The 19,685-nt window shown below is 67.9% G+C and carries 21 protein-coding genes; 18 read left to right on the top strand and 3 right to left on the bottom strand.

Annotated elements, in window-relative coordinates:
- Window positions 1–202: 202 nt before the first annotated feature.
- From wrbA to pdxH, 5 genes are all read left to right on the top strand, one after another.
- The gene (wrbA, locus tag OP497_RS00730; RefSeq protein ID WP_280545834.1) at window positions 203–826 is read left to right on the top strand and encodes an NAD(P)H:quinone oxidoreductase; all 624 of its coding nucleotides are present in this window, start codon (window positions 203–205) and stop codon (window positions 824–826) included.
- Window positions 823–1,215 carry a DUF2069 domain-containing protein gene (locus tag OP497_RS00725; protein WP_280545832.1) on the top strand — a complete coding sequence of 131 codons (393 nt, stop codon included), beginning with the start codon at window positions 823–825 and terminating at the stop codon, window positions 1,213–1,215. The genes wrbA and OP497_RS00725 overlap by 4 nt, the downstream gene beginning before the upstream one ends.
- A 22-nt stretch (window positions 1,216–1,237) precedes the next feature.
- Complete coding sequence (locus tag OP497_RS00720) at window positions 1,238–1,939, top strand: AzlC family ABC transporter permease (RefSeq protein ID WP_280545830.1); 702 nt, start codon at window positions 1,238–1,240, stop codon at window positions 1,937–1,939.
- Complete coding sequence (locus OP497_RS00715; RefSeq protein WP_280545829.1) at window positions 1,936–2,283, top strand: AzlD domain-containing protein; 348 nt, start codon at window positions 1,936–1,938, stop codon at window positions 2,281–2,283. The genes OP497_RS00720 and OP497_RS00715 overlap by 4 nt, the downstream gene beginning before the upstream one ends.
- A 93-nt stretch (window positions 2,284–2,376) precedes the next feature.
- The gene (pdxH, locus tag OP497_RS00710; RefSeq protein WP_280545828.1) at window positions 2,377–3,018 is read left to right on the top strand and encodes a pyridoxamine 5'-phosphate oxidase; all 642 of its coding nucleotides are present in this window, start codon (window positions 2,377–2,379) and stop codon (window positions 3,016–3,018) included.
- 68 nt (window positions 3,019–3,086) lie between these two features.
- Here the strand turns inward: pdxH and OP497_RS00705 are convergent, their stop codons facing one another.
- The gene (locus OP497_RS00705; protein ID WP_280545827.1) at window positions 3,087–5,834 is read right to left on the bottom strand and encodes a bifunctional acetate--CoA ligase family protein/GNAT family N-acetyltransferase; all 2,748 of its coding nucleotides are present in this window, start codon (window positions 5,832–5,834) and stop codon (window positions 3,087–3,089) included.
- 110 nt (window positions 5,835–5,944) lie between these two features.
- Between OP497_RS00705 and OP497_RS00700 the strand changes: the two genes are divergently transcribed.
- Both OP497_RS00700 and OP497_RS00695 read left to right on the top strand, forming a co-directional pair.
- Window positions 5,945–6,880: a histone deacetylase family protein gene (locus OP497_RS00700; protein WP_280545825.1), complete on the top strand. Its 936-nt coding sequence runs from the start codon at window positions 5,945–5,947 to the stop codon at window positions 6,878–6,880.
- Between the two features lie 154 nt (window positions 6,881–7,034).
- A complete protein-coding gene (locus tag OP497_RS00695) occupies window positions 7,035–7,670 on the top strand; it encodes an XRE family transcriptional regulator (RefSeq protein ID WP_280545824.1) in 636 nt (211 codons plus the stop codon).
- A 3-nt stretch (window positions 7,671–7,673) separates the two neighbouring features.
- Here OP497_RS00695 and OP497_RS00690 read toward each other — a convergent pair whose 3' ends face one another.
- Window positions 7,674–8,519, bottom strand: a complete 846-nt coding sequence (locus OP497_RS00690) for a formate dehydrogenase accessory sulfurtransferase FdhD (RefSeq protein WP_280545823.1) — start codon at window positions 8,517–8,519, stop codon at window positions 7,674–7,676.
- 93 nt (window positions 8,520–8,612) lie between these two features.
- Here OP497_RS00690 and OP497_RS00685 point away from each other — a divergent pair, with 93 nt between their 5' ends.
- From OP497_RS00685 to glp, 11 genes are all read left to right on the top strand, one after another.
- Entirely contained in the window at window positions 8,613–9,044 is a 432-nt protein-coding gene (locus tag OP497_RS00685; RefSeq protein WP_280545821.1) for a DUF3305 domain-containing protein, read from the top strand.
- Window positions 9,041–9,709, top strand: coding sequence for a DUF3306 domain-containing protein (locus OP497_RS00680; RefSeq protein ID WP_280545820.1), 669 nt, complete (start codon window positions 9,041–9,043; stop codon window positions 9,707–9,709). The genes OP497_RS00685 and OP497_RS00680 overlap by 4 nt, the downstream gene beginning before the upstream one ends.
- A gap of 59 nt (window positions 9,710–9,768) precedes the next feature.
- Window positions 9,769–11,481: a 4Fe-4S binding protein gene (locus tag OP497_RS00675; RefSeq protein ID WP_280545819.1), complete on the top strand. Its 1,713-nt coding sequence runs from the start codon at window positions 9,769–9,771 to the stop codon at window positions 11,479–11,481.
- Between the two features lie 5 nt (window positions 11,482–11,486).
- On the top strand, window positions 11,487–12,089 hold the full coding sequence (locus OP497_RS00670) for a molecular chaperone TorD family protein (protein WP_280545818.1): 603 nt from the start codon (window positions 11,487–11,489) through the stop codon (window positions 12,087–12,089).
- A gap of 95 nt (window positions 12,090–12,184) precedes the next feature.
- Window positions 12,185–12,388 carry a twin-arginine translocation signal domain-containing protein gene (locus OP497_RS00665; protein WP_280545817.1) on the top strand — a complete coding sequence of 68 codons (204 nt, stop codon included), beginning with the start codon at window positions 12,185–12,187 and terminating at the stop codon, window positions 12,386–12,388.
- Window positions 12,389–12,414: 26 nt separating this feature from the next.
- Complete coding sequence (locus OP497_RS00660) at window positions 12,415–15,270, top strand: molybdopterin-dependent oxidoreductase (protein WP_280545816.1); 2,856 nt, start codon at window positions 12,415–12,417, stop codon at window positions 15,268–15,270.
- Between the two features lie 10 nt (window positions 15,271–15,280).
- Window positions 15,281–15,895, top strand: a complete 615-nt coding sequence (gene fdh3B, locus OP497_RS00655; protein ID WP_106231288.1) for a formate dehydrogenase FDH3 subunit beta — start codon at window positions 15,281–15,283, stop codon at window positions 15,893–15,895.
- Between the two features lie 12 nt (window positions 15,896–15,907).
- Window positions 15,908–16,966 carry a formate dehydrogenase subunit gamma gene (locus OP497_RS00650; RefSeq protein WP_280545814.1) on the top strand — a complete coding sequence of 353 codons (1,059 nt, stop codon included), beginning with the start codon at window positions 15,908–15,910 and terminating at the stop codon, window positions 16,964–16,966.
- 95 nt (window positions 16,967–17,061) lie between these two features.
- On the top strand, window positions 17,062–17,385 hold the full coding sequence (locus OP497_RS00645; protein ID WP_280545813.1) for a DUF1244 domain-containing protein: 324 nt from the start codon (window positions 17,062–17,064) through the stop codon (window positions 17,383–17,385).
- A complete protein-coding gene (gene moaB, locus OP497_RS00640) occupies window positions 17,382–17,903 on the top strand; it encodes a molybdenum cofactor biosynthesis protein B (RefSeq protein WP_280545811.1) in 522 nt (173 codons plus the stop codon). Before OP497_RS00645 ends, moaB begins: the two co-directional genes overlap by 4 nt.
- Window positions 17,896–19,104, top strand: a complete 1,209-nt coding sequence (gene glp / locus OP497_RS00635; RefSeq protein ID WP_280545810.1) for a gephyrin-like molybdotransferase Glp — start codon at window positions 17,896–17,898, stop codon at window positions 19,102–19,104. Before moaB ends, glp begins: the two co-directional genes overlap by 8 nt.
- On the opposite strand, the gene OP497_RS00630 is transcribed toward glp, so the two are convergent.
- On the bottom strand, window positions 19,091–19,678 hold the full coding sequence (locus tag OP497_RS00630; protein ID WP_280545808.1) for an ACP phosphodiesterase: 588 nt from the start codon (window positions 19,676–19,678) through the stop codon (window positions 19,091–19,093). The two genes, glp and OP497_RS00630, sit on opposite strands and share 14 nt — an antisense overlap.
- Window positions 19,679–19,685: the final 7 nt, after the last annotated feature.

Genomic DNA, 19,685 nt, shown 5'->3' with positions numbered 1-19,685 from the left:
CGGCTGCACCCGTCGCCCCCCCCGACCCTCGGAAATCGTTTCGGCTCAAGGAGGTGGCATGGAAAGCGAGATCTCGCTGTTCGATATGTTCGCCCGGTTGTGGCGAGATTCGGCCGCAGCCTACAATGAGCCCCTTCACTTCTCTTCTCGACTGATTTCCATCCGCTCGCGGCCCTGCCTCCTCAGTCCCTCAGGAACCCCCATGACCGAACACCGCCCCTATGTGCTGATCCTCTTCTACTCACGTCATGGCGCCACCCGCGCCATGGCCGAGCACCTGGCTGCCGGCGTCGAGTCCTGCCCGGGCATCGAGGCCCGCCTGCGGACCGTGCCACCGGTCTCGGCCAGCTGCGAGGCCGTCGACCCCGAGATTCCCGAGGCGGGCGCCGTCTATGCCAGCCTCGATGACCTGCGCCACTGCGCGGGCCTGGCCATCGGCAGCCCGACCCGCTTCGGCAACATGGCCGCCCCTCTCAAGTACTTCATCGACGGCACCAGCGAGCTATGGCTCGGCGGGGCCCTGATCGACAAGCCGGCCACCGCCTTCACCTCGACCTCCAGCCTGCATGGTGGCCAGGAGACCACGCTGGTCTCGATGCTGTTACCGCTGCTGCACCATGGCATGGTCTATGCCGGCCTGCCCTACAGCGAGATCGAGCTGATGGAGACCACCACCGGCGGCACGCCCTACGGGGCGAGTCACCTCGCCGGCAAGCGCAGCGACCGGCCGCTGGATGAGCATGAGCGCCACCTGGTCTTCGCCCAGGGCAAGCGTCTGGCACGGCTGACCCTGGCCCTCGAGGCCTCGCGCCGGGAGGTCTCATGAGACAGTGGCTGGAAGGACTGGAAGCCCGCAAGGGACTCGACCGGCTGACCGATGGCTCGCGACGGCTGGTACTCGGCAGCTACGGACTGCTGCTGGTGCTGATGATCTATCGTGGCGTGATCGTCACTACCGACGGCAACCCCCTGGTGCCCCTGGTGGCCTTCGTGTTGCCGCTGGTGCTCTTCCTGCCCTCGATCCTCACGCGCCGCCCCCGCGGCCATGCTTGGCTGGCCTTTGTCAGCCTGCTCTACTTCACCCAGGGGGTGATGGTGGCCACCCTCCCCGGCCAGGGACTTCGCGGCAGTGCCGAGGCCCTGGTCGCCCTGGCTCTGTTCGTCGGCTGCACGGCCTATGCTCGCTTTCGCAGCCGGCAACAGCGTGCCGACTAATGTTACGACAAGGAGGTCGACGTTGCGTCACTCTCACGCCTGGCGGGAGGCGGGTGTCACCACCCTGCCCGTGATGTTCGGCTACCTGCCGCTGGGGGCGGCCTTCGGCATCCTCGCCATCGAGGTGGGCATCCCGGCCTGGGGAGCGCTGCTGATGTCGCTGCTCATCTATGCCGGGGCCGGGCAGTTCCTGGCGGTCACGTTGCTGGCCGCCGGCGCCGGCCTGGTGGAGGTGGCCGTGGCCACCCTGATGCTGAACTCCCGCCACCTCTTCTATGGGCTCTCCCTGCTGCGCCGCTTCCAGGGCGCCGGCTGGCGCAAGCCCTACCTGGTCTTCGCCCTTACCGACGAGACCTACTCGCTGCTCACCACCCACGCCAGTGATGCCGGTCTGGACCATGCCCAGGCCTTTCGCGTCAGCCTGCTCAACCAGCTCTGGTGGGTGCTGGGCTCGATGGCGGGGGTGCTGGTCGGCACGACCCTGGCGTTCGACAGCCGTGGTATCGAGTTCGCCCTCACGGCGCTGTTCATCGTCCTGACTCTGGAGCAGGCGCGGCGGCTACGCCAGTGGCTGCCCTTCACCATCGCCCTGGCCACCGGCTTCGGGGCCATGCTGCTGTTGCCGGATCGCCATCTGCTGCTTGGGGCCATCGGAGCGGCCAGCCTGGTGCTGTTGGCCGACTACCGCCATCGACACAACCGGCAGCCCGGAGGTTGCCCATGAACGGCCTCGAACTGCTGGGTTTCATCATGGTCTGTGCCGCGGCGACTCTCGCCACCCGAGTGGTGCCCTTCGTGGCGCTGGCGCGCCAGGCAGAGCACCCGCTGATCCTCCACCTGGGTCGCTACCTGCCGCCGGCGGTGATGATGATCCTGGTGCTTTACGCCCTGCGCGACTTTCAACCACTGGCCGACGGCCACCTTAATGCCGCGGCCGACGGCTGGCCGATGATTCTCGCCTCCCTGGCGGTGGTGGGCCTGCACCTGTGGCAGCGCAACGCCCTGCTGTCGATCATCGGCGGTACCGGCGCCTACATGGCGATGGTGCAACTGGGCTGGGCACCATAAGCTTAGCCGAGAATATCTACCGCCCGCCCTGCCCGGGGTATTGAGCTCGACACGGCGAGCGGCGACCATGGCACAAAATCCGAGGAGAAGGTCATGACACGCAAGATTGCCGACATCCGGCGCGACTATGAAGGCGGCCAACTCGACGAATCCGCCACCCCCGACGAGCCCATGGCGCTGTTCGACGAGTGGCTGACCCTGGCGCTGGAGGCCGAGGGGGACGACGGCAATGCCATGACCCTGGCCACCGCGGACAGCCAGGGCCGCCCTCATGCCCGCATCCTGCTGCTCAAGGGCATCGACGACAAGGGGTTGGTCTTCTACACCAACTACCACAGCCACAAGGGCAGTGAACTGACCAACGTGCCTCATGCGGCCCTGGTCTTCTGGTGGCCGTCGCTCTCCCGCCAGGTGCGGGTCGAGGGGCGTGTGGAGCAGGTCGCCCCCGAGGAGTCGGATGCCTACTTCGCCACCCGCCCGCGCGGCAACCAGCTGGGCGCCTGGGTGGCCACTCAGAGCGTGGTGATCCCGGATCGCACCTGGCTCGCAGAGCGCGAACAGCGCTTCGAGCGCGCCTACGAGGGACAGGATATCCCCCGGCCCATCCACTGGGGCGGCTACCGGGTCGTTCCTGACATGATCGAGTTCTGGCAGGGCCAGCCGAGCCGGCTGCACGACCGCATCCGCTACGAGCGGCGCGATGGCAGCTGGCACCGCTTCCGCCTGGCGCCCTGATCGCGAGCACTAGCCCTCGACGGACGGCCCCGCCGAGTTGCGGGACCGTCGTCCTTCCGACGGCTGGCTCAGTCCGGCAGGCTCTCCAGGCGATGCCGCTGCCAGTCGCTCTCCGGCTCGTTGAGCCGCAGTACCGCATCGACCACCTGCTCCTCCATGTTGTAGCGCAGCTTGAAGCCCAGGTGTTTCATCAGCGCCCGCATCGGGTGGTTGTCGACCATGATCTTGCCGATCATCTCCAGGGTCCCCACGCTCCTGCAGTAGCTGATCATCTTCTTCATCAGCAGGCTGCCGATGCCCAGTCCCTGGAGGTCATCGCGGATGATGACTGAAAATTCCGTGCGAATGTTATCCGGGTCGTTCCATACGCGGGCCACCCCGAGCATCTCCTTGCTGCCGTCATCGCGGAGGTGCTCGGCGATGAAGGCCATCTGCCGGTCGTAGTTGATGTGCGAGAGATTCGACAGATCCCGCTGGGTCAGGTCGGCCTTGTTGTGGAAGTAGCGGAAACGGATACTCTCCTCGGAGAGCTGCTCGTGGAAACGGGTGATCAGCGGCGCATCCTCGGCGCGGATCGGGCGAACCTCGACCCGCCAGCCGTTGTTGAGCGTTACCCACTCGCGAAGCTCCTCGGGATAGGGCATGATCGCGAAACGCGCGGGGGTGCCGAGGTCCATGGCGAAATCCACCGCCACCACCCCATCGCGGTTGAGCAGCAGCGGATTGAGCTCCAGGCCGCGCAGCTGCGGCAGGTCGCTGGCCATCTGTGACAACTTCACCAGCAGCTCGCAGAGCCGTTCCAGGTCGCGTTCGGGATAGCTGGAGTGTTCGCGGATCAGTCGTGCGGCATGGGTGCGCCCTACCACGTCCGCGGCTAGGCTCATGTTGAGCGGTGGCAGCGCCACCTGGCGGTCGGCCAGGATATTGACCTTGTAGCCGCCGATACCGAACACGATCACCGGGCCGAAGACCGGATCACGGGTGATGCCGGCGCACAGCTGCATGGAGTGCTTGCCACGCTGCATGGCTTGCAGGCAGTACTCGCGGACCGCGATGTCCGGAAACTTCTCCTTCACTTTGTCGCCCAGACGGCCCACGGCCTCGGCGACCTGTTCCGGGCTCGCCAGGTCCTGGATCAGGCCGGCGGAGATCTTGTGCGGATGCTGGCGGTAGCGGAAGGGGCGGCAGTTGCCCTCGTGGATCACCTTGAGGGCCATGGGCCCCTCGAAGTCAGCCGCCGCCTCGGCGGCCTCCGCGGCGGTCTGGGGGTAGCGGCTCGGCGCCACCGGGAGCCCGTAGGCCTCCAGCACTCGGGCCGTCTCGGAGTGCGTCAGGCATTCGCGCCCCGCCTCGCGGGCCTCCTCGATCAGCGACCGGCAGTGCCGGCGGATCTCCGGGGTGGTGGCGAAGGGCAGGCTCGGCGGGATTTCCTGGAGCAGTGCCTGCACCCGCTGATAATCGACCATGTGCATGAAGGCCTTCACCGCCTTCTCCGGGGAGATGTAGGTGGGAATGCCGGCCAGGTTGCACTCGTGGCGCGCCGAGAGGGCCTCCTCCAGGCCCATCCAGCTGGTCAAGAGGTTGCGCCGGAAGCGCTTGCGTGCGGCGATGATCGCCTGGGCGGTCACCTTCGACGGGGCCTGGCGGGTCGGGGCATGGACGACCAGCACGGCATCCGCCCCCGGGTCGGCCGCCACGATCTCCAAGGCCTCCACGAGTCGCTCCGGCGTGGCATTGCCGCCCAGGTCCACCGGGTTCTCGCCGGGCTTGCTCATGTCGAAGCCGTCGCGGCGCAGGGCCTCGCGGGTCGCCTCGCTGAAGTGTGCCAGCTTGCCCCCGGCGTTGATCAGTTTGTCGATGGCCAGCATCGCCGGCCCCAGGCCATTGGACACGATGGCCAGGCGGTCCCCTTTCAGGGGCTTCATGCGCGAGAGTGTCTCCAGGGCATCGAACAGCTCGTCGGAATCATCGACCCTCACGACCCCCGCCCGGGCGAAGGCCGCATCGAAGACCTGGTCACGATTGGCGACACCGGGCGTCGGCGGCAGGCCGGAAATATCGGATTCCGCGGTGCGGCCGCTCTTGATGGCCAGCACCAGGCGATTGCGCGAGGCATCGCGCAGCGCGGTCATGAAATGCTGGGCATCCATGATGCGCTCGAGGTGAAGCAGGATCGCCTGGGCGGGCGAAAACTGGTTGATGTAGTCCATCAGGTCGGGCAGCAGGACGTCGACGCTATCCCCCACCGTGAGCAGGTGGGAGAAGCCGATGCCGCGGCCGGCGGCCCAGTCGATCATGGCATTGCCGAGCATTCCCGACTGGCCGAGATAGGCCACGCGACCGGCCTTCACCGGCTGGCTGGCATAGGAGGCGTTGAGCTTGCGTCCCGGGACGATCAGCCCCATGCACTCGGGCCCGAGAACGCGGATGCCCGATGCCCTGGCGGCGCCGAGCATGCGGCTACGCAGCGAGCCCTTGTCGTCACGCTCCTCGTCGAGATGGGCACCACCGGACAGCACCAGCGCGGCCTTGACGCCGAAGCGCCCGAGCGTGTCGATCAGGCCCGGTACCGTCTCCACCGGCGAGCAGATCACCGCCAGGTCCGGCACCTGGGGCAGTTGCGAGACCCGGCTGACACAGGGCATCGCGAAGACCGCGTCGTAGCCCTTGGGGTTGACCGCCCAGACGCTGCCGGCAAAGCCGCCTTCCCGGAGGTTGCGGATCACCTGGCCGCCCATGGAGTGGGGCTTCTCGGACGCCCCGATCACCGCGATGGTGCCAGGCTCGAAGAAGTGGCGCAGGAAGCGGGTGCTCAAGCAGGATCCTCCCTGAAGGGTCGTTGCCCTTCATTGTGTAAGACTTATTGACACTGGCCCGCAAGCGGGCGTCACGATTAAGGTGACCTCAGTCATTTCGGAGCCAGTGCATGATCACCGCTTACATTACTCACCCCGACTGCCACTTGCACCACATGGGCCCCGAACATCCCGAAAGCCCGCTGCGCCTGGATGCCATCCGGGCGAGGTTGATGCTGTCTGGCGTGCTGCAGCAGACCATGCAGTCCGACGCGCGAGAGGCCACCGAGGAGCAGCTGGCCCGGGTCCACCCCCTTCGCCACCTGCGGGCCCTGGACAAGTGCGTGCCGCAGCACGGCATCGTCACCCTCGACAGTGACACCATGATGAACCCGGACAGCCTCAAGGCGGCACGGGTGGCAGCGGGGGCGGTAGTGCGTGGCGTTGACCAGGTATTCCGACACCAGGCCGACAACGTCTTCTGCGCGGTGCGCCCCCCGGGGCACCATGCCGAGGCCAGCGACGCCATGGGCTTCTGCTTCTACAATAACGTGGCGGTGGGCGCGGCCCATGCCAGGGCCAAGTACGGGGCTCGCCGGATCGCCATCCTCGACTTCGACGTCCACCAGTGCAACGGCACCATCGATATCTTCAAGGATGATCCCGAGGTGCTGGTCTGCACCAGCTTCCAGTTTCCATTCTACCCCTGGCGCTACCTGCGCAGCGAATGGCACAACGTGGTCAATACGCCCTTGCCCGCCGGCACCGACAGCGCGGCCTTCCGCCAGGCGATCGAGGACGACTGGCTCCCTGCCCTGCATGCCTTCAAGCCGGAGATCGTGCTCGTCTCGGCGGGCTTCGACGCTCACCGTGATGACCCCCTGGCAGAGCTCTGCCTGGAGGACGAGGACTACCACTGGATCACCCACATGTCGCTGGAGATCGCCGCGCTCTATGCCGATGGCCGCCTGGTGTCGGTATTGGAAGGCGGCTATGACCTGGACTCCCTGGGGCGTTGTGCCGAGGCACACCTCAAGGCCCTGCTCGGGCTGCCCTTCGGCAATTGACCCGATTGTTTCTCGATGCCGGGAAACGGGTGAGCTTGCCACCGGTTACCCCGCTCTCCCGTCGCCCTTTGGCATGACGGGGGCGCTGGCGTGGGGCCGCGTGCGGAGACTGTGGTAGGCTGGGGGAAACCTCGTTTCCGATAGTGAACAGCGCATGACCGCCACCACCGATCAGGACGCCGCCCTGCGCATCGCCGCCGGCCGCAAGCCCTTCGTCGAACCGCTGCGCCTCGGCGAGCGCCTCAAGGAGATTCGCCTGGCCCACCGGTGGACGCTGGAGGACGTTAGCCAGCGTACCGGCCTGGCTCGCTCCACCCTCTCCAAGATCGAGAACGATCAGATCTCCCCCACCTTCACGGCGGTACAGAAGCTGATCAATGGCCTGGGCATCGACCTGCCCCAGCTGCTCTCGCCCCCCCGGGTCCAGCCCCTCACCCTGGGGCGACGCGACCTCACCCGCCAGGGCGAGGGCCAGCGCCACCCCACCCCGACCTACGAGCACGAGCTGCTCAGCTGCGAGCTCGCCCAGAAGCGCATGATCCCCTTCAAGACCATCGTGCGGGCGCGGGCCTTCGAGGAGTTCAGCGAATGGGTGCGCCACGACGGCGAGGAGTTCCTGATGGTGCTCGACGGCGAGATCCTGCTCTACACCGAGTACTACGAGCCGCTGGCCTTGGGCAGCGGCGACAGCATCTACTTCGACAGCGCCATGGGCCATGCCCTGGTCTCGGTCAGCGACGCCGATGCCGTGGTGCTGTCGGTCTGTACACGGGGCGACAGCAGCGCCTGAGACTCACGCCCGCGCCCGGTCCCCCGGGCGCTGCGCGGGAATGGCATCGAGCTCGAGCCGCCCCGCGCCATGGATCGCCTGGAAGTGGCGCCCCTTGGCCCGGGCGATCAGCAGCACGCCGAAGCGCTCGGCCAGCTCCACGCCCTTCTGGGTCACGCCAGACCGCGACACCAGCACCCCGATCCCCATCTGCGCCACCTTGAGCACCATCTCCGAGGTCAGCCGCCCGGTGGTGTAGAAGATGTCGGCATCGCTGCTCTCCGCCTCCGCCAGCCACTGGCGGCCGGCCAGGGTGTCCACGGCATTGTGCCGCCCCACGTCCTCGACGAAGTCCAGCACCGACGCCTGGCGACACAGCGCGCAACCATGCACGGCGCCGGCACTGCGATAGGTCTCGTTATAGGCGCCGAGGTTGTCGAGCAGCCGGTAGAGTACCGACTGGCGCATCACGGTGGCCGGCAACGGGTGCAGCGAGGTCGCCTCGAGCAGCCGGCCGAAGACCGTCCCCTGGCCGCAGCCGGTGGTCACCGTGCGCTGGCCCAACCGCTCCTCCAGGTCCTCCGGCAGGTGGCGGGTGACCACCGCGGCCGCCTCCACCTCCCAGTCCACGTGCACCGCCTGGAGGTCCCGCTGGTCGATGAGCAGCCCCTGATTGCGCAGGTAGCCGACCACCAGGGCCTCGGGGTCGGCGCCCAGGGTCATCAGGGTGACGATCTCCCGCTTGTTGAGGTAGACGGTCAGGGCCCGTTCCGCGGCGATGGCTTGCTGCTTCGCCGCGCCGAACTCGTCGAGCACCTCGATCTCCAGGGTGGCAGGCAGGCGCGCCCGGCTCAGGCTGATGTCGTGCATCCACGGCTCCTCGACACAACGTTGATTGATAATGATGGCATTGTCCTCCCCCTATTGTCTTTACTACAGGGGCACAAGGCCGGAGCACGTCACATGTCGCCAATCAGCAGCTCTCGCTCCCTCAGCTTCGATGTCGTCGGCGAGCCGCTCTCCATCAAGGGCTTCACCACGACCCGCTGGAGGATCATCGACCTCGCCCCCGGGCACGCGGGTCCCTGGACACTCGACCTGCAACTCTACATGACCGAGCGGGCCGCCTACCGTTTCAACCTGACCAGTGCCACCCCCCGCCTGTTCGTGCGGGCCGGTGAGGCTGGCGCCAGGCCGTCACCCACCGCCATCACCGCCAGCCAGGAGGTGGCCGCGGGCTGGCTCGATGGCGAGCATCGGGTGCTGGACGTCGACATGCCGCTGGCGATACAGGCCTGGCTCGAGGGCTACCTCGCCCATCATGGCGAGGCCCCGGCGGAGGGGCGCAAGAAGAAGCGCAAGGGTGCCGGGCGCGCCCGGGAGATCCAGACATGAGCCGATTCGAACGATGGTCCCGTCTCAAGCGCGGCGAGCTTCCGGCGTCACCGGAGGCGCCGTTGCCGCCACGCAGGGCCGAGGCGCAGGAGGGCGATGAGCCAGGCCGGGAGCCGCTGGAAACTGACCTTCTCGAACGGGATGCCGCGCCGTCCGGCTCTCCTGCGCCCGGCAGTCTCGATTATACCCTGCCCGACCCGGACACCCTGCCCGCCGGCAGCGACATCAAGGCCTACCTGGCCTCCGGGGTCAGTAGCGGCCTGCGCAAGCGCGCCCTGCGGCGTCTCTTTGCCGCAGACCATTACGGCATCCGTGACGGTCTCGACGACTACGACGATGACTATCGGAAGAAGCTCCAGCCCCTGGCCGGCGAGGTGGCCGAGCGGCTGCGCAGCTGGACCCGGCGGCAGCCGGACGATGACCAGGCCCCGGAAGCCCCTGCCAGCGAGACATCACGCCCCGATGCCGAGCCGGCTGCCACCGAACAGGCAGTCTCCGAACACGCAGTCTCCGAAGACGATCCGGTCATGGCCTCACCAGACTCTCCAGAGCAAGCCGAGGACAAGGGCCCCGAGGAGCTGGCGGACGACGCCGCTCGCCCGCCCGCCCGGTGCACCTTAGACCAAGGGAGCGTTTGCGCGTGGCGCCGATTCGACCAACACTGATAAATTAGCACTTCACAACAAGAACACGTTCAACCTACGCAACCCGACCGTGAGACTGCATGAACCAGCGAATCGATATCATGCCGGTGGATAACGACCGCAACCGGCAGGCGCGGGAGGCGGCCCGTCAGCGTGTCTCCTGGCCGGTCAATCTCACCCCGGCCAGTGTCGGCTACCACAGCGAGGGGCATGCCCTGGTGCTCGGCAACGAGCGCGATGTCCGGCGTGCCGCCCGGGCGCTGCACGACCGGGGCCTGCCTCTTCCGACCCTGCTCTTCACCGAACCGATGGCCGACGGCGAGACGCACGAGGACGACGAGGCGCTGTTCACCGACACCGTCGACATGACCCACCAGCGGCTATCCCGGGCCCAGTCCCGTACGCTCGAGATCGAGGGCTACCTGGGGCACTTCTCGCTCCGCCTGGCTGGCGAGGATGACACGCTCGACCTGGCACGGGCACTGGCCGATCGCGAGCACTTCGACCTGGTGCTCGACCTGGGCGAAACCCCGGTGCTGGCCCTCGAACTGCCCCCGCCCGGTTATGTCGCCCTCTCCTGGCATGACCCGCAGCGCGACGAGCAGCTGGCGGTGCTCGCCGGCCTGGTCGGCGAGTTCGACAAGCCGCGCTACTTCCAGATCGACAATGCGCTCTGCGCCCACTCTGCCAGCGGCTACACGGGCTGCACTCGCTGCCTGGAGGTCTGCCCGGCCGATGCCGTCACGAGCCACCAGGGGCGTATCGAGGCGTGGATCGAGATCGACCCCTTCCGTTGCCATGGCGTCGGCAGTTGCAGCAGCGCCTGCCCGACCGGGGCGATCCAGTTCCGCCTCCCGGAGACCGCCCGCCAGCAGGAGACCCTGCTGGCCTGGCTCGCCGCCTACCGGGACGCCGGCGGCACGGCACCGGTGGTGCGCTTCGCCGAGGCCGGCGACCTGGCCGCGGAAGGCGACGCCGCGGGCCATGTCCTCGATATTCCCCTCGAGGAGCTGGGGGCCGCCGGTCATGACCAGTGGCTGACCGCCCTGGCCGGCGGTGCCGCCGAGGTGCGCATCCAGTGCCGCCCCGGCATGCCCGACCGCCTGACGGCCTTCATCGACGATCAGCTCGCCCAGGCGCATGCACTGCTGAACGCCCTTGGCCATTCGCCGTCGCGGGTGACGCGCCTGATGGCCGGCGACGAGATTGCCCGTGACGCCCTGCCGGGCGAAGCGCCGCTGGAGGGCACTCCCCTGGCGCTCACCGGCAGCGACAAGCGCGACCGCCTCGATGGCGTGCTGGCCCATCTGGAGCGTCTCGGCACCCCCGATGGCCAGCGCCACGCGATGCCGGCCGGCGCCGCCTATGGCGGCCTGGCGGTCGACGGCGAGGCCTGCACCCTGTGCCTCTCCTGCGTGTCCAACTGCCCCACCCCGGCACTGGCCGCCGGCGACGACCGCCCCCTGCTGAGCCTGCGCGAGGCGGACTGCGTGCAGTGCGGGCTCTGCGCCGAGGCCTGCCCCGAGGATGCCATCACCCTGGTGCCCGGCTTCCTGGCCGACGCAATGCGACGCGAACGCCGGGTCCAGCACGAGGAGGCGGCCTTCCCGTGCATTCGCTGCGGCAAGCCCTTCGCCACCGCGAGTACCGTCGCCACCCTCAAGGCCAAGCTCGCCGACCATCCCTACTTCGCCGGCGATGCCCTGGCACGCCTGGAGATGTGCGAGGACTGCCGGGTCAAGGATGTCTGGCAGGCCATGGCCCGTGACCCCGAAGCGCAGCTGAAGGTATGAGCCCCATGAACGAGTTGAACGAGCGCGACGCCCTGCGAGCCGATGTCTACCGGCTGCTGGCGCGGCTGCTGCGCGAGGCTCCCGATGCCTCGTTGCTCGAGTGGCTGGCCGGGCTGGAGGTCGAGCAGGACGGCACCCTGCTCGCCGAACGCTGGGCGTCGCTGGTCGCCGCCGCGGGCGCGGCCACGGCCGAGGCCCTCCAGCGGGCTCACTTTCGTCACCTGGTCGGGGTGGTGCAGGGCGAGATCACGCCCTACGCTTCCTGGTACCGCAACGGCGAGCTGATGGACGCGGCGCTGGTCGCCCTGCGCCGTGACCTCAAGGCGCTGGGCTTCCAGCGTGCCGAGCACAGTCGGGACCCGGAGGATCACCTGGCCGCCCTCTGCGAGGTGATGGCCATGCTGATCGAGGCCCGCGCCCGGGACGAGGCACGGTTCTTCATGACGCACCTTGCGCCCTGGGCCGCGGACTGCCTGGCGGATCTCGGCCGGGTCGACACCCCCTTCCACGCGCAGCTTGGCCGGCTCGGCCAGGCCTTCATCGAGGAGGAGTCCCGGCGACTCGAGGCCGAGTCGCGCGAGGATCCCGTCAGGATCGTCGAACCCTGACGCCCCACACCGGACCGTGATGCCACCAACACAAAGACCATCACAACAAGGGCCCGGCTAGGGCCACAGACAGCATGAGTAGAGGAGACATCCCCATGCCCAACACACGCAACCCGGAGCGCCGGCGCTTCCTCAAGACGCTCGGTATCGGTACCGCCGCCGCCGGCGCGGCGGCGGCCGTCGGCCACGTGACCCTGGCCCAGGCCGACGCCAAGCCGACGACGAAGGAGGCCAAACCCTCCGGCGAGTATCGGGAAACCCCCCACATCCGTGCCTTCTACGCCACGCTGCGTGACTGACGGCCCCGAGCCAGGAGAGCGATACCATGCGTCTGACACCTAGATCCGATACCCCGAGGGCCGGTGGACTGGGCATTTCCCGCCGCCAGTTCCTCAAGCGCAGCGGGGCCACCACCGGCGGGCTGGCCGCCGCAGGCTTTATGGGCGCCCCCATGATGCAGCGCGCCGAGGCCGCCGAGAAGACTGCCATCTCCGACGCCCCGGTCGAGACCAAGCGGACCGTCTGCTCCCACTGCTCGGTGGGTTGCGGCGTCTATGCCGAGGTCCAGGAAGGCGTCTGGACCAAGCAGGAACCCGCCTTCGACCACCCCATCAACCGCGGTGCCCACTGCGCCAAGGGCGCCTCGCTGCGTCAGCACGGCCACTCGAGCCGCCGCCTCAAGTACCCCATGAAGCTGGTGGGCGGCGAGTGGCAGCGGCTGAGCTGGAATGAGGCCATCGAGGAGATCGGCAGCAAGGTGCTGGAACTGACCGAGGCGCACGGCCCGGACAGCATCTACTGGCTGGGTTCGGCCAAGTTCAACAACGAACAGGCCTACCTGATGCGCAAGTTCGCGGCCCTGGCCGGAACCAACAACACCGACCACCAGGCGCGCATCTGCCACTCCACCACCGTGGCCGGGGTCGCCAACACCTGGGGCTACGGGGCGATGACCAACTCGCTCAACGACATCCAGCACAGCAAATCGATCATGTTCATCGGCTCCAACCCGTCCGAGGCGCACCCGGTGGCCATGCAGCACATCCTGCTGGCCAAGGAAAGGAGCCAGGCGCAGATCATCGTCGTGGACCCGCGCTTCACCCGCACCGCGGCCAAGGCCGACAGCTATGTGCGGATTCGCCCCGGGTCTGACGTCGCCTTCATCTGGGGCCTGCTGTGGCACATCTTCGAGAATGGCTGGGAGGATCAGGAGTACATCGACCAGCGCGTCTACGCCATGGACGACGTGCGCGACGAGGTGGCCCAGTTCCCGCCCAGCGAGGTGGAGCGCATCACCGGCGTCTCCGAGGAGGCGATGCGTGACACCGCTCGGCGCATTTCCGAGAATCGCCCCGGCTGCGTGGTGTGGTGCATGGGCGGGACCCAGCACACCACCGGCAACAACAATACCCGTGCCTACTGCATCCTCGAGCTGGCCCTGGGCAACATCGGCAAGTCCGGCGGCGGGGCGAACATCTTCCGCGGCCACGACAACGTCCAGGGCGCCACCGACCTGGGCCTGATGTCCCACTCCCTGCCCGGCTACTACGGCCTCTCCGAGGGCGCCTGGAAGCACTGGGGCCGCGTCTGGGATCTGGACTACGAGTGGCTGAAGAGCCGTTTCGATCAGGCCGAGTACACTGACGGCCAGCCGATGTATTCCAGCGGCATCACCGTCTCGCGCTGGATCGACGGCGTGCTCGAGCAGGAGGAGGACATCTCCCAGCGTACCCGGCTCAAGGCGATGTTCTACTGGGGCCACGCGGTCAACTCCCAGACGCGCGGTCCCGAGATGCAGAAGGCCATGAAGCAGCTCGAGATGATGGTCATCGTCGACCCCTATCCCACCGTGGCGGGGGTCATGCACGACCGCCAGGACGGCGTCTACCTGCTGCCGGCGGCCACCCAGTTCGAGACCTACGGCAGCGTCACCGCCACCAACCGCTCCATCCAGTGGCGCGACCAGGTGATCGAGCCGCTGTTCGAATCCAAGCCCGACCACGAGATCATGTACCTGCTGGCCAGGAAGCTGGGCTTCGGTGAGGAGCTCGTCAAGAACTACCAGATGAATGGCGACGAACCGCTGATCGAGGACATCACCCGGGAGTTCAACGCCGGCATGTGGACGGTGGGCTACACCGGCCAGAGCCCGGAGCGCCTCAAGGCCCACCAACAGAACTGGCACACCTTCAGCTTCCGTGACCTCAAGGCCGAGGGCGGGCCCGCCGACGGCGACTACTACGGCCTGCCCTGGCCCTGCTGGGGCACCGCCGAGATGGGCCACCCCGGCACGCCGATCCTCTACGACACCAGCAAGAAGGTATCCGAGGGCGGCCTGACCTTCCGCGCCCGCTTCGGCATCGAGCGCAACGGCGAGAACCTCCTCGCCGACAGTTCGTTCAGTGAAGGCTCAGAGCTCGAGGACGGCTATCCCGAGTTCACCGACGCCATGCTCAAGGACCTCGGCTGGTGGGACGACCTGACCGAAGCGGAGAAGGCCGAGGCGGAAGGCAAGAACTGGAAGACTGACCTCTCCGGCGGCATCCAGCGGGTGGCGATCGCCCACGAGTGCGCCCCGTTCGGCAATGCCAAGGCGCGCTGCAACGTCTGGACCTTCCCCGACCCCATCCCCAAGCACCGCGAGCCGCTCTATACCAGTCGCCGCGACCTGGTGGCCGACTACCCGACCTGGGACGACGTGGCCTCCCACTACCGCCTGCCCACCCTCTACAAGACCATCCAGGACAAGGACGTCACCGGGGAGTACCCGATCATCCTCACCTCCGGGCGCCTGGTGGAGTACGAGGGCGGCGGCGAGGAGACCCGCTCCATGTCCTGGCTCGCCGAGCTGCAGCAGGAGATGTTCGTCGAGATCAATCCGGCCCTCGCCAACGACCTGGCCATCGCCGAGGGCGACATGGTGTGGGTCGAGGGCGCCGAGGGTGGCCGCGTGAAGGTCAAGGCGCTGGTCACCCCGCGGGTCGCCCGCGAGGTGGTCTTCATGCCCTTCCACTTCGGCGGCATGTTCCAGGGCGAGAGCCTGCATGACCGCTATCCGGAAGGCTCGGCACCCTATGTGCTCGGCGAGGCGGCCAACACCGCCACCACCTACGGCTATGACTCGGTGACCCAGATGCAGGAAACCAAGTGCACACTGTGTCGCATCGAGAAGGCAAGCTGAGGAGAACACCATGGCCACTATGAAGTTCATGTGCGACGCGGAGCGCTGCATCGAGTGCAACGGCTGCGTCACCGCCTGCAAGAACGCCAACGAGGTGGAATGGGGCGTCCAGCGCCGTCGCGTGGTGACCCTCAACGACGGCGAGCCCAGCGAGGTCTCCATTTCGGTGGCCTGCATGCACTGTGACGATGCGCCCTGCATCGCCGTCTGCCCCACCGAAACCCTGTTCCAGCGCGATGACGGCATCGTGCTGCACGACAAGGACCTGTGCATCGGCTGTGGCTACTGCCTCTACGCCTGTCCCTTCGGCGCCCCGCAGTTCCCGAAGCAGAACGCCTTCGGCGAGCGGGGCAAGATGGACAAGTGCACCTTCTGCGCCGGCGGTCCGGCGGAGACCAAGGAGGAGGAGTACCAGAAGTACGGGGCCAACCGCATCGCCGAGGGCAAGCTGCCGCTGTGTGCCGAGATGTGCTCGACCAAGGCACTGCTGGCCGGCGATGCCCAGGAGGTCGCCGATATCTTCCGCCAGCGGGTCGTCCAGCGGGGACACAAGGATGGCGGCTGGTCGGGGAACCCCAGGGCCGACGCCGATTCGCTGGCCTACGACGCCACCCAGCAGGGGTAAGGAGGTCATATCATGAGCAAATCCACACCCTGGCGGGCGCTGTGGCAACTGCCCCTGCTGGTGCTGGCCCTGGTGGCCAGCCTGGGGCTTGCCCAGTTCGCCCTGGCCCAGGCCGACCCCGATCGCGAGGCGGCCACGGCGGTTCCCGCCCTGGATGCCGATGCCTGGCGGCAGATCAAGAGCGGCGAGACCGGGCCCAACTACCGGGACAGCCGTTTCGACTCCAACTACAACCTGATCAACGCCAGTGGCGAGACCTGGCGGCAGCTCCGTGAGCGTTGGGTCTCCCCCTTCGGCGTGATTGTCGTGGTGGGCATGATCGTAGTGATCGCCGTCTTCTACCTGGTGGTCGGCCGCAAGAAGCTCGACGAGCCGCTAACGGGCCGCAAGCTGCTGCGCTGGTCCTTGGTGGTCAGGTCCCTGCACTGGACGGTGGCGACCCTGTTCATCCTGCTCGCCCTCACCGGACTCAACCTGGCCTATGGCAAGGCCGTCTTCCGCCCGCTGTTCGGTGACGGCTTCTGGGCGGCCATGATGTCCGGCACCAAGCTGATCCACAACTACCTGGGGCCCCTGTTCGGCGTCCTGCTGGTGATCCTGCTGCTGCGCCTGCTGGCCCACAACATTCCGCGCAAGCATGATCTGGCCTGGTTCGCCAAGGGCGGCGGCCTGGTCGGCAAGGAGCATCCGGATGCGGGCTTCGCCAATGCCGGCGAGAAGCTGTGGTACTGGCTGCTCGCCACCGCCGGCATCGCGGTGATCGCCAGCGGCCTGGTGATGGACTTTCCCAACTATGGCCAGGTCCGCGACACCATGCAGTGGGCCAACATCATCCATGCCGTGGGTGCCTTCGGCCTGACGGCGGTAGCGCTGGGCCACATCTACATCGGCACGCTCGGTACCGAGGGCTCCTTCGAGGGCATGGCCAGCGGCTATGTGGACGCGACCTGGGCCAAGGAGCATCACAACCTCTGGTACGAGGAGGTCAAGGACCAGGCCGTTCCCGAGGAGCAGCTGGCCGAGAGCCGCCCGACATCCGAGGGCGACGCACCGGCGCCGCGCTCCGGCTGAGCGTTGGCAGGGAGCCGCCCACTGACACCGCCTACGGGCGGTGTCTTTTGTTAAGCTGGTGCGACAGACGCAATCGCCACCCCGAGGAGACCTCCATGCAGCATCTCGACGACGCCACTCGCACCGAGCTTGAGGCAGCCGCCTTTCGCCGCCTGCTCCGCCACCTGGATGAGCACAAGGAGGTGCAAAACATCGACCTGATGATCCTCGCCGACTTCTGCCGCAACTGCCTCTCCAAGTGGCTGGTGGCCGCCGCCGACGAGCGCGGTGTCGACTTCGACTACGACAGCGCCCGGGAGCACGTCTACGGCATGCCGTACGCGGAGTGGAAGACCAGGTACCAGCAGGAGGCCACCCCCGAGCAGATGGCCGCCTTCGAGGCGCGCCAGGCCGCCAAGCAGGAGCAGAAGGACGGATGAGCGAGCCGATGACTCCCCTCTCCATTGCGGTGCTGACCATCACCGATACCCGCAGCGAGGAGACCGACCGCAGCGGCCAGGCACTGGTCGAGCGCCTGACCGCCGCCGGCCATCGCCTGCACGAGAAGCGCATCGTGCCCGACGACGTCTATCGCATCCGCGCCGTGGTGGCCGGCTGGATCGCCGATCCCGACGCCCAGGTGATCCTGACCACCGGCGGCACCGGCTTCACCGGCCGTGACTCCACGCCCGAGGCGATCTCGGTGCTGCTCGACAAGCAGATCGAAGGGTTCGGCGAGCTCTTCCGACACCTTTCCTGGCAGGAGATCGGCAGTTCCACCGTGCAGAGCCGCTGCCTCGGCGGACTGGCCAACGCCACCGTGGTGTTCTGCCTGCCCGGCTCCACCGGCGCCTGCCGTACCGCCTGGGACGGCATCCTGGTCGAGCAGCTCGACAGTCGGCACAAGCCCTGTAACTTCGCTAACCTGGTGATCCCCGAGCGAGGCCAGCATGGCTGAGCTGCAATCGATCGAGGTGGCACTGGCGGCGCTGCTGCGTGATGTGGCCACCACACCGCCGGAATCCCTGCCCTGTGACGAGGCGGCGGGCCGCGTGCTCGCCGAGGCCATCGAGGCCCGGCTCGACGTGCCCGCCTTCGATAACAGCGCCATGGACGGCTATGCCCTCCACCACCGGGATGCCGGCAAGTGGCTGCCCATCGCCCAGCGCATCGCCGCAGGCTCACCGGCCGCGCCCCTGGCGCCCGGCACCTGTGCGCGCATCTTCACCGGGGGCGAGATTCCCCCGGGGGCCGACTGCGTGGTGATGCAGGAGCGCGTCGAGGTGGCGGCCGGACTGGCCGCGATACCGCCCGACATCCCGGCCGGCGACAATATCCGCCGCCGCGGGCGTGACGTCGCGGCGGGCGCCCCCCTGCTGCCGGCCGGCGAGCGGCTGGAGGCCGCGGCGCTGGGCCACCTGGCCGGTCAGGGCATCACCGAGGTGGTGGTCCGACGTCGGCCGCGGGTGGCGCTGCTCTCCACCGGCGACGAGATCGTCGACCCGGGCCAACCCCTTGCCGCGGGCCAGATCTACAACTCCAACCGGGCGATGCTCAGGCGGTTGCTCGAACGCTTCGGCGCGGAACTGACGCTGGTCACCTCGATTCCCGATGACCCGGCGGGCACCCGCGAGACGTTGAGCGCCGCCGCCCAGGAGGCCGACCTGGTGATCAGCACCGGCGGCGTCAGTGTCGGCGAGGAGGATCACGTCAAGGCGGCGCTGGAGTCGCTGGGCCGGCTGGACCTGTGGCGACTGGCGATCCGACCCGGAAAGCCCCTCGCCCTGGGCCGCCTGCCGGGACCTGCGGGCCAGGACGTGCGCTTCGTCGGCCTGCCTGGCAACCCCGTCTCCTGCTTCGTCGGGGCGTGGCTGTTCCTGCGTCCGCTGCTGGGTGCCCTGCAGGGGTGCCCGGCACTCGCGCAGCTGCCCTGCCTGCGGGCCCGGGCGGATTTCTCCACGCAAACCGGCCCGCGGCGCCATTACATGCGCGTGATGCTCGAGTTCGGCAGCGACGGGATCCTGGCCCGGGCCTTCCGAGATCAGAATTCCGGCGTGCTCTCCTCCTGCATCAGCGCTGATGCGCTGGCGGTGATCCCCGCCGAGAGCCGAATCGAGCCGGGTGATCCGGTCGACTGCCTGTGGCTCAGGGTCGAGTGACCCCTCCCTGGGGTGAGGCAATCCCCAGGGCATCATTGACCGCGGGCCAGAGCCTTTCGAAGTCCACGGCGAGTCGCTCGTAGTCCTCCTCCAGCCAGGGCACCAGCTCGGCCAGGCGGTTGGGACCGGACAGCCGCCGGCCGATGCCCTCGATGGCCCGGCAGGTGAAGGCAAAATCGGCGTAGCGGTTGAGCCAATCCTGCTCCACCAGGACCGGCATCATCGCCGCCAGCCGCGCCGGGGCGGGTTGCGTCCCCAGTACCCGGTAGCAGCGATGAACCAGCCGGCGCCGCTCATCGCCAGGAAGCGACCGAGCCGCGAAGTGGTCCCAGACCAGGTCCAGGGCGATGCCGGCATAGCGGCGTTGCCTGCGAGGGGATCGTGCGAGCACGCCCGAGACCACCGGATGGCCATCGACGAAGGCGTCTACCCGCCGATGGTGGCGCATGCCGGCGGCCTGCTCGGCATTCCAGGCCGACAGGTCCGAGCCCTTGACCCCATCGGCGATCAGGTTGCCGTAGAGGAAGTCATCGTGGCCGCCCCGGGCGAGCCAGCCATGCGCAAGGAAGTTCATGATCGGC

This window comes from Halomonas sp. 11-S5 (assembly GCF_029889825.1).
Lineage (GTDB): Bacteria > Pseudomonadota > Gammaproteobacteria > Pseudomonadales > Halomonadaceae > Halomonas.
The sequence above is the reverse complement of the archived record's forward strand: the minus strand, read 5'-3'. Positions and strand labels throughout refer to the sequence as shown.

Bases quoted from the DNA above. Each gene is read 5' to 3' on its own strand.
- OP497_RS00630 (WP_280545808.1), bottom strand. From the start codon at position 19,678: ATGAACTTCCTTGCGCATGGCTGGCTCGCCCGGGGCGGCCACGATGAC.
- OP497_RS00715 (WP_280545829.1), top strand. From the start codon at position 1,936: ATGAACGGCCTCGAACTGCTGGGTTTCATCATGGTCTGTGCCGCGGCG.
- OP497_RS00660 (WP_280545816.1), top strand. From the start codon at position 12,415: ATGCGTCTGACACCTAGATCCGATACCCCGAGGGCCGGTGGACTGGGC.
- OP497_RS00665 (WP_280545817.1), top strand. From the start codon at position 12,185: ATGCCCAACACACGCAACCCGGAGCGCCGGCGCTTCCTCAAGACGCTC.
- OP497_RS00685 (WP_280545821.1), top strand. From the start codon at position 8,613: ATGTCGCCAATCAGCAGCTCTCGCTCCCTCAGCTTCGATGTCGTCGGC.
- OP497_RS00645 (WP_280545813.1), top strand. From the start codon at position 17,062: ATGCAGCATCTCGACGACGCCACTCGCACCGAGCTTGAGGCAGCCGCC.
- OP497_RS00680 (WP_280545820.1), top strand. From the start codon at position 9,041: ATGAGCCGATTCGAACGATGGTCCCGTCTCAAGCGCGGCGAGCTTCCG.
- glp (WP_280545810.1), top strand. From the start codon at position 17,896: ATGGCTGAGCTGCAATCGATCGAGGTGGCACTGGCGGCGCTGCTGCGT.
- OP497_RS00675 (WP_280545819.1), top strand. From the start codon at position 9,769: ATGAACCAGCGAATCGATATCATGCCGGTGGATAACGACCGCAACCGG.
- OP497_RS00700 (WP_280545825.1), top strand. From the start codon at position 5,945: ATGATCACCGCTTACATTACTCACCCCGACTGCCACTTGCACCACATG.
- OP497_RS00695 (WP_280545824.1), top strand. From the start codon at position 7,035: ATGACCGCCACCACCGATCAGGACGCCGCCCTGCGCATCGCCGCCGGC.
- wrbA (WP_280545834.1), top strand. From the start codon at position 203: ATGACCGAACACCGCCCCTATGTGCTGATCCTCTTCTACTCACGTCAT.
- OP497_RS00670 (WP_280545818.1), top strand. From the start codon at position 11,487: ATGAACGAGTTGAACGAGCGCGACGCCCTGCGAGCCGATGTCTACCGG.
- fdh3B (WP_106231288.1), top strand. From the start codon at position 15,281: ATGGCCACTATGAAGTTCATGTGCGACGCGGAGCGCTGCATCGAGTGC.
- moaB (WP_280545811.1), top strand. From the start codon at position 17,382: ATGAGCGAGCCGATGACTCCCCTCTCCATTGCGGTGCTGACCATCACC.
- OP497_RS00650 (WP_280545814.1), top strand. From the start codon at position 15,908: ATGAGCAAATCCACACCCTGGCGGGCGCTGTGGCAACTGCCCCTGCTG.
- pdxH (WP_280545828.1), top strand. From the start codon at position 2,377: ATGACACGCAAGATTGCCGACATCCGGCGCGACTATGAAGGCGGCCAA.
- OP497_RS00690 (WP_280545823.1), bottom strand. From the start codon at position 8,519: ATGCACGACATCAGCCTGAGCCGGGCGCGCCTGCCTGCCACCCTGGAG.
- OP497_RS00725 (WP_280545832.1), top strand. From the start codon at position 823: ATGAGACAGTGGCTGGAAGGACTGGAAGCCCGCAAGGGACTCGACCGG.